The sequence below is a fragment of the Burkholderia sp. LK4 genome (assembly GCF_001043615.1).
GTDB classification, from domain to species: Bacteria; Pseudomonadota; Gammaproteobacteria; order Burkholderiales; family Burkholderiaceae; genus Burkholderia; species Burkholderia cepacia.
In genome coordinates this window covers 65065-78402 of record NZ_LDUL01000057.1, presented here as the reverse complement: position 1 = coordinate 78402, position 13338 = coordinate 65065, and the positions used below count along the sequence as shown (strand labels likewise).

Below are 13338 nucleotides of genomic sequence, written 5' to 3'. Positions count from 1 at the left end.
GGGTGGCGGCGGGGGCGGCGGCTTGATCTCTTCGATGATTCGCGTCTCGATCGGCTGACGAATCACGTCCACGACCTTCGTCGCGAGACCGGTGAGCAATGCGTAGACGATCACCGCGTGCAATCCGACCACGAAGGCGATGCCGCCGACGCGCCGGACCGGTGGTTTGGGTTGTGCGTAGTTCATGTCCCGCGTGTCTCCTGCCTCGATATGAGCTGGGAGCCACGTTAAGACCCGGGCATTTCTGTTTCATATCGGCTTTGTATCTGCACTGATACAAAGGTTTTCTGGTTGGGCAGTGTTGCGACAGGACGCGCAAAACGAGACGGGGCGGCGTAAGCGGGCGACGCGCACGGGCGTCTCTTCGGGAAAATACCGGGCGGGTTATCCATGATGTGCATGCTCATCAGGCGTCCCGATTTCTCCGGCTGACCTTGTGGGGCAAGGTGCACGGGCAATTATTTCAAGGCTGCAACAAATCGTGCAAAAAGCCCTTATATTGACGGGCAATAATGCGTGCGGGGCACTTCTCATCGCCGCAACATCGGAGACAAGACGCCGTGAACAAAGCGATTCGTATTCTCGTCGTCGACGACGACTCGCAGATTCGCAGCCTGTTGTGCGACTGCCTTGCAGACTTCGGCATGACGACCGCGCAAGCCGGCACCGGTGCGGAAATGCATCTCGCGCTCGGGGAGGGGGGCTTCGATCTCGTGGTGCTCGACCTGATGCTGCCGGACGACGACGGCCTCAATCTCTGCCGCGAGATTCGGGCGACCTCGGAGATTCCGTTGATCATCCTGACCGCGCGCGGCGAGATGACCGACCGGATCGTCGGGCTGGAACTGGGTGCCGACGACTATATCGTCAAGCCGTTCGAGCCGCGCGAACTGGTCGCCCGCATCCAGACGATCCTGCGCCGCGTGCGCGCGCAAACGCAAGGCCGGACGAGGGCGCAGGAGGAAAGCCGCTTCGCCGGATGGCGGCTTCACCAGATCGGCCGCCACCTGATTGCTGCGGACAACACGGTCATTCCGTTGTCGAACGCGGAATTTCGCCTGCTCAATGCGTTCCTCGCCGCGCCGGGGCGTGTACTCAGCCGCGAATACCTGATGGATACCGCTCGCGGCAAGTCGATCGACACGTTCGACCGCAGCATCGACGTCCAGATATCACGCCTGCGTCAGAAGTTGCGCGAGGACATCAAGGAGCCGCGCCTGATTCGCACGATTCGCGGGGAAGGCTACATGCTTGATGTCGGTCATCGTTAGATAGGCATGCTGGTCATTGCCTTGGTCGCGGAACGGCGCTCGCCGCTTCACTGCGACGAAGACAACGCCATGTGATACTGGCACGCACGTCGCACCGGACGCGCTGCCGTGATCGGCACACGCTCCCGTCGCTGGACTTCAACGCAATATGCCTATCCTCAGGCTCTCTGCCATGACCGACTCGACCCATCACTATTACGAACCATCCCAAGGCCACGGCCTTCCGCACGATCCCTTGAACGCGATCATCGGCCCGCGCCCGATCGGCTGGATTTCATCGCGCGGCAGCGACGGTACGGTCAACCTCGCGCCCTACAGCTTTTTCAACGCATTCAACTATCATCCGCCGATCATCGGTTTTTCGAGCATCTCTGCCAAGGACAGCCTGCGCAACGTGCAGGAGACCGGCGAGTTCGTGTGGAACCTCGCGACACGCGAGCTCGCCGAACGGATGAACCAGACGTGTGCGGCGGTGCCGTACGACGTCGACGAGTTCGAGCTCGGCGGCCTGACCGCGTTGCCGTCGCGCCTGGTCGATGTGCCGCGCGTCGCGGAAAGCGGCGTCAACTTCGAATGCAAGGTGACCGACGTGATTCGCCTGCGCGATCACCAGGGCGTGGAAACGCCGGCGTCGCTGGTACTCGGTGAAGTCGTCGCCGTTCATATCCGGCAGGATCTGCTGAAGGACGGCATCTTCGACACGTTCGGCGCGGGCATCATTCTTCGCGCGGGCGGCCCGTCGGCCTACGCGCACGTCAAGCCCGACAGCCGCTTCGACCTCGTTCGCCCCGGCGCATGATTCGTCGCACGCCGGCACGATCGGCAAAGGGGCGCTGAGGCGCCCGGACAGACGGTAAAAGACCCCGCGGAACTCCAGGATTTCGCGGGGTCTTTTGCTTCGTGCCGTCATACGGCCGGGGCGCGCCGATTCGTCCGCTCCGATGCCCGGGCACCACACGCCGCGTACCGCACCGCCGCAAATGCATCCTGGGTTGACCCCGCCTGCCTCGCTCTCGGCCCGCCGGCGCCCGTCATGGCAAATCTGCTCACCGTGGTCGAGCGGCTTGGTCATCGACGCCAGTCGCCGCAACGCATAAATTTCCAAGGTTGACGTGCCTATCCGCCCGTCAGCCCACGCGCAGGCCGGCAACCGGTCGCGCGTTCCCAAACAGCGTGAGACACAATCGAGCGTGGAGACGACACGATGAGCCTGTCAGAGCCATTGCGTCTGCATGTGCCGGAGCCCACCGGGCGCCCGGGCTGCAAGACGGATTTTTCCTACCTGCATCTATCGCCGGCCGGCGCAGTCCGCCGCCCGCCGATCGACGTAGCCGCGGCGGACACCGCCGATCTCGCCCGCAGCCTCGTGCGCGTGCTCGACGACAACGGCAAGGCCGTCGGCCCGTGGGCACCGGATCTCGACGATGCGCGGCTGATCGCCGGCCTGCGCGCGATGCTCAAGACCCGCATTTTCGACGCGCGCATGATGATCGCGCAGCGCCAGAAAAAAATCTCCTTCTACATGCTGAGCCTCGGCGAAGAGGCGATCGGCACCGCGCATGCGATGGCGCTGCGCGACGGCGACATGTGCTTCCCGACCTACCGCCAGCAGAGCATCCTGATCGCACGCGACGTGCCGCTCGAGCGCATGATCTGCCAGCTGATGTCGAACGAAGGCGACCCGCTCAAGGGCCGCCAGCTCCCCGTGATGTACTCGGATCGCGACGCGGGCTTCTTCTCCATTTCCGGCAACCTCGCGACGCAGTTCATCCAGGCGGTCGGCTGGGCGATGGCGTCGGCGATCAAGGGCGACACGAAGATCGCGTCCGCGTGGATCGGCGACGGCGCGACGGCCGAATCCGACTTCCACACCGCGCTCACGTTCGCGCACGTGTACCGCGCGCCGGTCGTGCTGAACGTCGTCAACAACCAGTGGGCGATCTCGACGTTCCAGGCGATCGCGGGCGGCGAGGGCACGACGTTCGCGGGGCGCGGCGTCGGCTGCGGGATCGCGTCGCTGCGCGTCGACGGCAACGACTTCCTCGCGATCTACGCGGCGTCGAGCTGGGCGGCCGAACGCGCGCGCCGCAATCTCGGCCCGACGCTGATCGAGTGGGTGACCTACCGTGCGGGCGCGCATTCGACGTCGGACGATCCGACCAAGTACCGGCCGAGCGACGACTGGTCGCATTTCCCGCTCGGCGATCCGCTCGAACGCTTCAAGCGCCACCTGATCGTCAAGGGCATCTGGTCGGACAGCGCGCATGAAGCGCTGACGGCCGAGCTCGAGGCCGAGGTGATCGCCGCGCAGAAGGAAGCGGAAAAATTCGGCACGCTGGCCGACGACCGCATCCCGTCGCCGGCTTCGATGTTCGACGACGTCTACAAGGAGCTGCCCGCGCACCTGCGCCGTCAGCGCCAGGAACTGGGAGCATGATCATGGCGCAACACGAGACAGGCACCGCAACGCAGCCGATGACGATGATCCAGGCGCTGCGCTCGGCGATGGACGTGATGCTCGGGCGCGACAGCGACGTGGTCGTGTTCGGGCAGGACGTCGGTTATTTCGGCGGCGTGTTCCGCTGTACCGAAGGACTGCAGAACAAATACGGCAAGTCGCGCGTGTTCGATGCGCCGATCTCCGAGAGCGGGATCGTCGGCGCGGCGGTGGGGATGGGCGCATACGGGCTGCGCCCGGTGTGCGAGATCCAGTTCGCCGATTATTTCTACCCGGCATCCGACCAGATCGTGTCGGAAGGCGCGCGGCTGCGCTATCGCTCCGCCGGCCAGTTCATCGCACCGATGACGATCCGCATGCCTTGCGGCGGCGGCATCTACGGCGGCCAGACGCACAGCCAGAGCCCGGAGGCGATGTTCACGCAGGTGTGCGGGCTGCGCACCGTGATGCCGTCGAATCCGTACGACGCGAAAGGGCTGCTGATCGCATCGATCGAGAACGACGATCCGGTGATTTTCCTCGAGCCGAAGCGGCTGTACAACGGGCCGTTCGACGGCCATCACGACCGGCCCGTCACGTCGTGGCTCAAGCATCCGTCGAGCGCGGTGCCCGAGGGCTACTACACGGTGCCGCTCGATACGGCCGCCGTGGTGCGTCCCGGCAACGACGTGACGTTGCTGACCTACGGCACGACGGTGCACGTGTCGCTTGCCGCGGCCGAGGAGACGGGCATCGATGCGGAGGTGATCGACCTGCGCACGCTGTGGCCGCTCGATCTCGACACGATCGTCGCGTCGGTGCGCAAGACCGGGCGCTGCGTCGTGGTGCACGAGGCGACGCGCACCTGCGGTTACGGGGCGGAACTGGTGTCGCTGGTCCAGGAACATTGCTTCTACCACCTCGAAGCGCCGGTCGAGCGCACGACGGGCTGGGACACGCCGTATCCGCATGCGCAGGAATGGGCGTACTTTCCGGGCCCGGCCCGGGTCGGTGAAGCGTTGCGACGCGTGATGGAGGCGTGAGATGGGGATTCATGTCATCAAGATGCCGGATATCGGCGAAGGGATTGCCGAGGTCGAACTGGTGGCCTGGCACGTGGAAGTCGGGCAGACGATCAAGGAGGACCAGCCGCTCGCCGATGTGATGACCGACAAGGCGGCGGTCGAGATTCCGTCGCCGGTGACGGGCAAGGTGATCGAACTCGGCGGCCGGATCGGCGAGATGATGGCGGTCGGCAGCGAGCTGATCCGCCTCGAGGTCGAAGGCGCCGGCAACCTGAAGGCCGGCGCACCGGTGCGGGAATCAAAGGTAGAAACCTCACCGGTCGCGGCAGCGCCGTCGAAGTCGGTGGCCGACGCGCCGGCAGAGCCGCCCGCCAGGCCGGCGACGAAACACGCGCCTGCGGAGCCGCGTCACGCGAAGCACGCCGAACGCACGGAGCACGTGGACCCGCCGCGCGCGGCGCTCGCGCCGGGTGAACGGCCGCTCGCGTCGCCGGCCGTGCGCCAGCGCGCATGGGACATGGGCATCGAGCTGCGTTATGTGCGCGGCACGGGGGAAGCCGGGCGGATCCTGCACGCGGATCTCGATGCGTATGCGGGCAGCGGCAGCGGTGCGGCGCGCGGCGCACGCGGATCGCATGCGCACGGCTACGACGAGCGCAACGACGAAACCGAGGTGCCGGTCATCGGCTTGCGGCGCGCGATCGCGCGCAAGATGCAGGAAGCGAAGCGCCGCATTCCGCATTTCAGCTACGTCGAGGAGATCGACGTCACCGAGCTCGAATCGTTGCGGACGGATCTGAACCGCCGCTACGGCGACACGCGCGGCAAGCTCACGCCGCTGCCGCTGCTGATCCGCGCGATGGTGATCGCGTTGCGCGACTTTCCGCAGATCAACGCGCGTTTCGACGACGAAGCGGGTGTCGTCACGCGCTATGGTGCGGTGCACATGGGCGTCGCGACGCAGACGGACGGCGGCCTCACGGTGCCGGTGCTGCGTCACGCGGAAGCGAAGGACGTATGGTCGATTTCCGCCGAGATCGCACGGCTCGCCGACGCGGTGCGTACGAACCGCGCGCAGCGCGACGAGTTGAGCGGCTCGACGATCACGATCTCGAGCCTCGGGGCGCTCGGCGGCATCGTGTCGACGCCGGTCATCAATCATCCCGAGGTCGGCATCGTCGGCGTGAACCGGATCGTCGAGCGGCCGATGATCCGCGACGGCGCGATCGTCGCGCGCAAGATGATGAACCTGTCGTCGTCGTTCGACCATCGCGTGGTCGACGGCGCGGACGCGGCCGAATTCATCCAGGCCGTGCGCGCGGTGCTCGAACGCCCGGCACTGTTGTTCGTGGAGTGAATGCAATGAAGAATGAACACACCACGCTGCTCGTGATCGGCGGCGGCCCGGGCGGCTACGTCGCCGCGATTCGCGCCGGCCAGCTCGGCATTCCGACCGTGCTCGTCGAGCGCGACCGGGTCGGCGGCACGTGCCTGAATATCGGCTGCATTCCGTCGAAGGCACTGATCCACGTGGCCGACGCATTCGAACAGGCGTGCGGCCACGCGGGCGAGGGCGCACTCGGGATTCGTGTGAGCAAGCCCGAGATCGACATCGCAAAAAGCGTCGCATGGAAGGACGGCATCGTCGACCGGCTGACGCGCGGCGTCGGCGCGCTGCTCAAGAAGAACGGCGTGCGCGTGCTGCACGGCGATGCGCAGGTGGTCGACGGCAAGACCGTCGACGTCGTCGCCGGCGGCCACACGACGCGAATCAGCTGCGAGCACCTGTTGCTTGCGACCGGCTCCGAACCGGTCGCGCTGCCGTCGATGCCGTTCGGCGGGCAGGTCGTGTCGTCCACCGAGGCGCTGTCGCCCACGACGTTGCCGAAGCGGCTGGTCGTCGTCGGGGCCGGGTATATCGGGCTCGAACTCGGGATCGTCTATCGCAAGCTCGGCGTCGACGTGAGCGTCGTCGAAGCGGCGGAGCGCGTGCTGCCCGCGTACGATGCCGAACTCGTGCGGCCGGTCGCCGATTCGCTCGCGCGGCTGGGCGTGCGGCTGCTGCTCGGCCACAAGGTGCTCGGGCTCGCGGAACACGGCGCGGTGCGCGTGCAGGCCGCCGACGGCGCGGAGCAGACGCTGCAGGCCGATCGCGTGCTGGTTGCGGTGGGCCGCCGGCCGCGCGTCGACGGCTTCGGGCTCGAGTCGCTGCCGCTCGATCGCAACGGCCGCGCGCTGTGGATCGACGACGAATGCCGGACGTCGATGCGCAACGTCTGGGCGATCGGCGACGTGGCCGGCGAGCCGATGCTCGCGCATCGCGCGATGGCACAGGGCGAGATGGTGGCCGAGCTGATCGCCGGCAAGCGCCGCAAGTTCATGCCCGCGTCGATCCCGGCCGTGTGCTTCACGGATCCGGAGATCGTCACGGCCGGCTGGTCGCCGGACGACGCACGTGCGGCCGGTGTCGATTGCGTGAGCGCGTCGTTCCCGTTCGCGGCGAACGGGCGCGCGATGACGCTGCAGGCGACCGACGGCTTCGTGCGCGTCGTCGCGCGGCGCGACAACCACCTGATCGTCGGCTGGCAGGCAGTCGGGGGCGGCGTGTCGGAGCTGGCCGCGGCGTTTTCGCAGTCGCTGGAGATGGGGGCGCGGCTGGAGGACATCGGCGGCACGATCCATGCGCATCCGACGCTCGGTGAAGCACTGCAGGAAGCTGCGCTGCGTGCGCTCGGGCATGCGTTGCACATCTGACGGGCGCAGGTGACACGAAGCCGCCGATGCGCAACGCGCGCATCGGCGGCTTTTCGTTTGCGGCGCCGGCTTTTGCACCAGCGCGGTTCGTCACGAAGGCGCGCGTTGGTCGACGTATTGCGCCGTCACCTCGCGATAGAACGCATCGATCGCATCGACCATCTGCGACAGCCCCGGCTGTTCGAGCGGATAGTGGCCCGCGTTCTCGAGCATCGTCACGCGGACCGGCACGCGGCGAATGCGTGCGAGGAACGGTTCGCTCAAGTGCAGCGGCGTCCAGCGGTCCGCGGCCGGTTGCGTGAGCAGGACCGGGCAGACTGCGAAGTCCTCCGGCTCGACCGCCGGCCGGTACGACATGTACGAATCGAGAAATGCGATCGTCATCGCGTTGCCTGCCGAGCTGCGATCCGACAGCCACACCTTCAGCGCCTCCGGGTCGTTGACGAGCGCGGACATCTTGCTGGCGAGCGTCATCGGCACGCGCATCGATTTCAGCGGGGTCATCGCGGTGAGATGCATCATCGGGCCGCCGACGCGGCTCATGAACACGTTGCGGGCGGTTTCGTCGCGTACCTGCTGAACGCGCTGGTCGAGGAAGGTCATGCCGACGATACCCTTGACCTTGCCGTTCAGCGCGGCCACATGATACGTGAGCATGCCGCCCGCGCTCAGCCCGTAAAGCACGATCGGCCGGTCGTCCTTCGCGCGCTCCGCGTCGATCAGGTCGCTGCCCGCGCGCACCCAGTCGTCGTAGCGAACCAGTGCGCCGCTGGCGACTTCGGTCATCCCGTATTCGGGCATGTCGACCGCGATCGTTTCGTAGCCGCGGCGCGCCAGCTGCTCGCCGAGGATCATCGACATCTGCCGGCCGTTGGTGCCTACGCCATGGAACAGGATCACCTTCACCCGCGCCTGCGGGTTGCGGTACGTGTCGAGATGCATGCGGTGGCCGTGCCAGGACCACCATTCTTCAGTCGGTTGCTGGCCGTTCTTCCACTGGAAGTCGGTCGGAAGGAATTTCTGCATGTCGCGCCAGACGGGCTGGTCTGCGTAGGTCTTGGGCATGGTGGCGGACTCCGGTGGGTTGGGCGAAACGGCATCGTCGGCGAGTGCCGGTGCGAGCGGTGCGCTCGACAGGCCGGCGGCCAGCAGTAGCGTGCGGGCCGGACGAAAGAGCGAGGAGAGCTTCATGGTGATCGACGCCGTATGGGTTGCGATGTCGTCCATCATCGGCGCGCAGGCTCGCGCGAGCCATGCTGGGGCGGGCCAACCGCTTTAGAATCTAGGCCAACCCACGTCGCGAGGCGTCTGATGAATGTCTGGAACTTTGCCCGCAGCCCGGCTTCCGTCCTGCTGATGATCGACTTCGGGCGCGACCGCAAGATCGCGCCGTCGGCGTTGCTCAAGGGTTCGCAGCTCACCCTGAAGCAGCTCGCCGACCCCGATTTCACGGTGCTGGCCGCGCAGGAGCTGGCCGTTGCGTCGAACCTGCTCGACCTGACCGCCGGCGAGGCCGGCGTCGGCCTCAAGGTCGGCCTGTCATACCAGCTGTCGGCGTACGGGCTGCTCGGATACGGGCTCCTGAGCAGTGCGACCGGCATGGATGCGGTCGCGCTCGCGGGGCGCTACCTGGCGCTGACCTATACGTTCGTCGGGATGACGTTCCACCAGGCAGGGCAGCACGACACGATCCGGTTCGACGCGTCGCCGGAGCTTGCTGCGAACGTGCAGCGTTTCTTCGTCGAACGCGCGATGGGCGCGACGTGCCGCGTGCTGCGCGACGTGATCGGCAGCGGGTTCGAACTCGCGACGTTCGACCTGGCCGGAAGCGTCGGCCCCGGCCTTGACGCGATGCAGCCCATGCTCGGCGCGAGGATCCGGCACGGCCAGCCCGCGAACACGCTGACGTTCGAGCATGCGCATCTCGAGCGGCCGCTGCCGCAGGCGAATGCCGCGACCGCGGCGATGTGCGAGCGCATGTGTGCCGAGCTGGTCACGCGCAGGCGCACGCGCGTCGACCTCGTGTCGTTCCTGAACGAATACCTGGCCACGCGCCCGTTCGACCGGCCGCCGCAGCTGAAGGACATCGCGACGCTGCTCAACACAAGCGAGCGCACGTTGAAGCGCCGGCTCCAGGAAGAGGGCGCGTGCTTTCGCGACATCTCGAGCGCGGTGCGCAAGACCCGCGCGCAGGCGCTGATCGCCGAAGGGCGGCTGTCGATCAAGGAAATCGCGCAGGAACTGGGATTCAGCGACATGTCGTCGTTCTCGCAGGCGTACAAGCGCTGGACGGGCGTCGCGCCGAGCGTGTCGCGACAGGAGACGGCCGGGGCATAGCGCAGGCCGGCACCTTGTTCGAATGACAACGAAAAATGAACGCGTTCTTTTTCATTGTTCGCATCATTTGTCGAATAAAGATCAATATTGAGAGCTTCGATGCAGTAAAAATATCGAAGGTGCGCGGAAAATTGCGGTGAACTGAAGCGTCGGCGAACCGTAACGGGAGTCGTGCCGCATCAATTCAGAGATATGGGCTGAACACAGCCTGTAATTTTTCGAGATGTTGGGCGGTTGTCGGCGCCGAGTCGGCCGACGATCATGTGGGAAGCCGGAAACCGGGCTGTTCCCGCCCTGCCAACGCCGGCTCCACACGGAAGAACCGGACATGAAATTGCTGCTCGTCGGCGCGACCGGACTCGTCGGGCGTCACGTCCTCGAAGTCGCGCTCGCCGATGCGCGGGTCGATCAGGTGATCGTCCTCGCGCGCCGCCCGTTGTCGCCGCACCCGAAGATGCGCGCGCTCGAGGTCGATTTCGATCATCTGCCCGATGCGGCCGACTGGTGGCATGCCGATGCCGTGATCTGCACGCTCGGCACCACGATGCGGGCTGCCGGCTCGAAGGCGGCATTCCGGCGCGTCGACCACGACTATCCGCTCGCGGTCGCGCGGCTCGCGCACCGTTACGGCACCCCGGCTTACGTCCTGAATTCCGCACTCGGCGCGGATCCGGCGTCACGCATCTTCTACAACCGCGTGAAGGGCGAGGTCGAGCAGGCGCTCGCCGGCATCGGGTTCGCGTCGCTCACCTATGTGCGGCCCGGCCTGATCGGCGGCAGCCGCGACGAATTCAGGCTCGGCGAGCGGTTCCTGGTGTTCGCGTTGAACGTGGCCGGGCCCGTGTTGCCGGCGAAGTGGCGCGTGAATCCCGCGCAGCGGATTGCCCGCGCGCTCCTCGACGCGGCGATCGACGCGCGGCCGGGCGTGCAGGCCATCGCGTCGGACCGGCTCGTCTGACACGCAACGGGCGGCACGCGCAGGTCATTGGCCCGCGAAGCCGTCGAGCGTGCCGAACTGTTCGGCGAGCGCCGCCGTGAACGCTTCCAGCGCTTCGCTGCCGTCGCAGTTCCGCGGTGTCGCGAGCTGGAATTCGACCGTATGGCTCAGCTTGCTCGCGAGCAGCCGGCGCATCTTCCCGGCGGCGACCCACGGCGCCGCGACATGGTCGGGCAGGAAGCCGACATGCGCGCCGGACAGGATGAAGATCACGTCGGCGTCGACGTTTTCGGAGAACGCGGTCGGCTGCGCGTTGCGCAGCGCCGCACCCGACGTGTTCGTCTTGTAGAGCCGCGCGACGTTGCTCGCGCGCGCGATGTCGTTGACCGACACGGTCTTTTTCGCAAACAGCGGATGCCGGGCGCCGCAGTGCAGCGACTGGTGCTCGACGAACAGCGGTGCGTAGTGCAGGCCGGCCTGGTGGCCGGAAAAATAACCGATCGCGAGTTGCAGTTCGCTTTTCAGCAGCCGGCGCTCCAGCTCGTCGGGCGGAACCGCGATCATCTCGATCAGTACATCAGGCGCCCGTTCGCGGAAGCTGCCGACAGCCGCCGCGATCGATTCGACGACGTCCGGTGCGAGCCGCTCGGACAGCCCGATACGCAGCTCGCCGAGCAACGTGCCCGACACGTGCTGCGTATCGCGCGTGAACACGTCCATCGCATGCAGGAGCCGCCGCGTCGACTGCAACACGCGTTCGCCCTTCGGCGTCAGCCGGAAGCCGCTCTTGCCACGATCGCACAGCCGGAACCCGAGACGCGTCTCGAGCTTGGCCATCTGCGTGCTGATGGTCGAAGGCGCCATGCCGAGCGTGCCCTGCGCGGCGCTGAAGCCGCCGCTTTCGACGATCGTCAGAAAGAGCCGCAGCAGCTGCACGTCCATGTCTCTCAAGCGGGTCAGCATGGCGATACGTCGCATTTCGTGAAGTTGGCTTATGTTAGTTCATATTTTTCGTCGGATGCCGGGGCGGCAGAATCGGGCACGAGGTCGCCAGCCGCGCGGCCGTCCCCCTTCAGACAGGAATCCGACGATGAGCCAGAACGATTTCGCCTTCACGCGCGACAGCCTCTACGGCACGCAGGCCGAGCCGACCTTCGCGGGCGCGACGAGCTTCATGCGCCGGCGTTTCAGCCGCGATCTCGACGGCGTCGATCTCGCGATCACGGGCGTGCCGTTCGATTCCGCCGCATCGCACCGGCCCGGCACGCGCTTCGGCCCGCGCGGGTTGCGGATCGCGTCGACGGGCATCGCGTGGGAGCGCCCGTGGCCGTGGTCGTTCGATCCGTTCGACGTGCTGGCCGCGGTCGACTACGGCGATTGCGCGTTCGATCTCGGGCAGCCCGAATCGGTGCCGGGCGCGATCGAGCGGCATGCCGACGGAATCCTCGCGCGCGGCTGCGCAATGCTGACGCTCGGCGGCGATCACTTCATCACGTATCCGCTGCTCAAGGCGCATGCGAAGGTGCACGGGCCGCTGTCGCTCGTGCATTTCGATGCGCACACCGACACGTGGCCCGATCGCGACGTCAAGCGCATCGATCACGGGACGATGTTCTATCACGCGGCGCGGGAAGGGTGGGTCGTGCCCGGACGGTCGGCCCAGGTCGGCATCCGGACGACCAACGACGCGCCGATGGGCTTCGACATCCAGGATGCGCGCCACGTGCATGCGTCGACGCCCGCCGCGATCGCCGCGCGCATTCGCGACCGGGTCGGCGATCATCCCGTGTACCTGACGTTCGACATCGACTGCCTCGATCCGGCGTTCGCGCCGGGTACGGGGACGCCGGTCTCGGGCGGGCTGTCGAGCCATCAGGCGTTCGAGATCCTGCGTCACCTGGAGGGCATCAACCTGGTCGGCATGGACGTGGTCGAAGTGTCGCCGCCGTATGATCATGCGGAAATCACGTCGCTGGCCGGTGCGACGATCGCGCTGGAGCTGATCTGCCTGTATGCGTCGCGCCGGCGCGCCACGGAAAAATCGAACGATGACTGAACTCACCTGGCGCAAGGCCGTTCCCGACGACGCGGCCGCGTGCATCGAACTGCGCGGCAAGACGCGCGAGAACGCATTCACCGACGCGCAGTTGCGCGATCTCGGCATCACCGTCGAAAGCTGGGGCGACGGCATCCGGGACGGCCTGGTCTCGGGCCGGGTCTGCTGCGCGAACGGGCGCATGGTCGGCTACTGCTTCGGCGACACCGGATCGGGCGAGATCGTCGTGCTCGCGATCCTGCCCGAGTACGAGGGGGCGGGGATCGGCAAGCGGCTGCTGCGGCAGGTGATCGACGCGTTCGCCGCGAACGGCTTCACGTCGCTGTTTCTCGGCTGCTCGACCGATCCGGCGTCGCGCTCGTACGGCTTCTACCGGCATCTGGGCTGGACGTCGACGGGCACGCTCGACGAAGCCGGCGACGAAATCCTGACGCTGCGGATCGCGCGGCACGCATGACGGCACGCGTCGGAAGCGCGAGGCGCTGCGTCGATTCTTCGATTCTTCGATTCGTAAAACTGTT

12 protein-coding genes and 1 pseudogene are annotated in these 13338 nt (G+C 66.7%); 10 read left to right on the top strand and 3 right to left on the bottom strand.

Annotated features, from left to right (window positions below; translation table 11 throughout):
* Positions 1-186 (bottom strand): annotated as a pseudogene (locus VK92_RS26905) (energy transducer TonB); the annotation flags it as partial.
* Between the two features lie 326 nt (positions 187-512).
* On the opposite strand from VK92_RS26905, the gene VK92_RS26900 reads away from it, so the two are divergent.
* From VK92_RS26900 to lpdA, 6 genes are all read left to right on the top strand, one after another.
* Positions 513-1271, top strand: coding sequence for a response regulator (locus VK92_RS26900; protein ID WP_048023701.1), 759 nt, complete (start codon positions 513-515; stop codon positions 1269-1271).
* Between the two features lie 172 nt (positions 1272-1443).
* Positions 1444-2070, top strand: a complete 627-nt coding sequence (locus tag VK92_RS26895) for a flavin reductase family protein (RefSeq protein WP_048023698.1) — start codon at positions 1444-1446, stop codon at positions 2068-2070.
* 405 nt (positions 2071-2475) lie between these two features.
* A complete protein-coding gene (locus VK92_RS26890; protein WP_048023697.1) occupies positions 2476-3708 on the top strand; it encodes a 3-methyl-2-oxobutanoate dehydrogenase (2-methylpropanoyl-transferring) subunit alpha in 1233 nt (410 codons plus the stop codon).
* Between the two features lie 2 nt (positions 3709-3710).
* Positions 3711-4751, top strand: coding sequence for an alpha-ketoacid dehydrogenase subunit beta (locus VK92_RS26885; RefSeq protein ID WP_048023708.1), 1041 nt, complete (start codon positions 3711-3713; stop codon positions 4749-4751).
* A gap of 1 nt (position 4752) precedes the next feature.
* Positions 4753-6090: a dihydrolipoamide acetyltransferase family protein gene (locus VK92_RS26880; protein WP_048023696.1), complete on the top strand. Its 1338-nt coding sequence runs from the start codon at positions 4753-4755 to the stop codon at positions 6088-6090.
* A 5-nt stretch (positions 6091-6095) separates the two neighbouring features.
* Complete coding sequence (lpdA, locus tag VK92_RS26875) at positions 6096-7487, top strand: dihydrolipoyl dehydrogenase (protein WP_048023694.1); 1392 nt, start codon at positions 6096-6098, stop codon at positions 7485-7487.
* A gap of 90 nt (positions 7488-7577) precedes the next feature.
* Here the strand turns inward: lpdA and VK92_RS26870 are convergent, their stop codons facing one another.
* On the bottom strand, positions 7578-8678 hold the full coding sequence (locus tag VK92_RS26870) for an alpha/beta hydrolase (RefSeq protein WP_063778381.1): 1101 nt from the start codon (positions 8676-8678) through the stop codon (positions 7578-7580).
* 120 nt (positions 8679-8798) lie between these two features.
* Here VK92_RS26870 and VK92_RS26865 point away from each other — a divergent pair, with 120 nt between their 5' ends.
* Both VK92_RS26865 and VK92_RS26860 read left to right on the top strand, forming a co-directional pair.
* A complete protein-coding gene (locus VK92_RS26865; RefSeq protein ID WP_048023693.1) occupies positions 8799-9824 on the top strand; it encodes an AraC family transcriptional regulator in 1026 nt (341 codons plus the stop codon).
* A 328-nt stretch (positions 9825-10152) separates the two neighbouring features.
* The gene (locus VK92_RS26860) at positions 10153-10782 is read left to right on the top strand and encodes an NAD-dependent epimerase/dehydratase family protein (protein WP_048023691.1); all 630 of its coding nucleotides are present in this window, start codon (positions 10153-10155) and stop codon (positions 10780-10782) included.
* Positions 10783-10806: 24 nt separating this feature from the next.
* On the opposite strand, the gene VK92_RS26855 is transcribed toward VK92_RS26860, so the two are convergent.
* Positions 10807-11724, bottom strand: a complete 918-nt coding sequence (locus tag VK92_RS26855; RefSeq protein WP_048023690.1) for a LysR family transcriptional regulator — start codon at positions 11722-11724, stop codon at positions 10807-10809.
* A gap of 127 nt (positions 11725-11851) precedes the next feature.
* Between VK92_RS26855 and speB the strand changes: the two genes are divergently transcribed.
* Both speB and VK92_RS26845 read left to right on the top strand, forming a co-directional pair.
* Complete coding sequence (gene speB, locus VK92_RS26850) at positions 11852-12817, top strand: agmatinase (protein ID WP_048023688.1); 966 nt, start codon at positions 11852-11854, stop codon at positions 12815-12817.
* Complete coding sequence (locus VK92_RS26845) at positions 12810-13274, top strand: GNAT family N-acetyltransferase (RefSeq protein ID WP_048023685.1); 465 nt, start codon at positions 12810-12812, stop codon at positions 13272-13274. The genes speB and VK92_RS26845 overlap by 8 nt, the downstream gene beginning before the upstream one ends.
* Positions 13275-13338 lie beyond the last annotated feature (64 nt).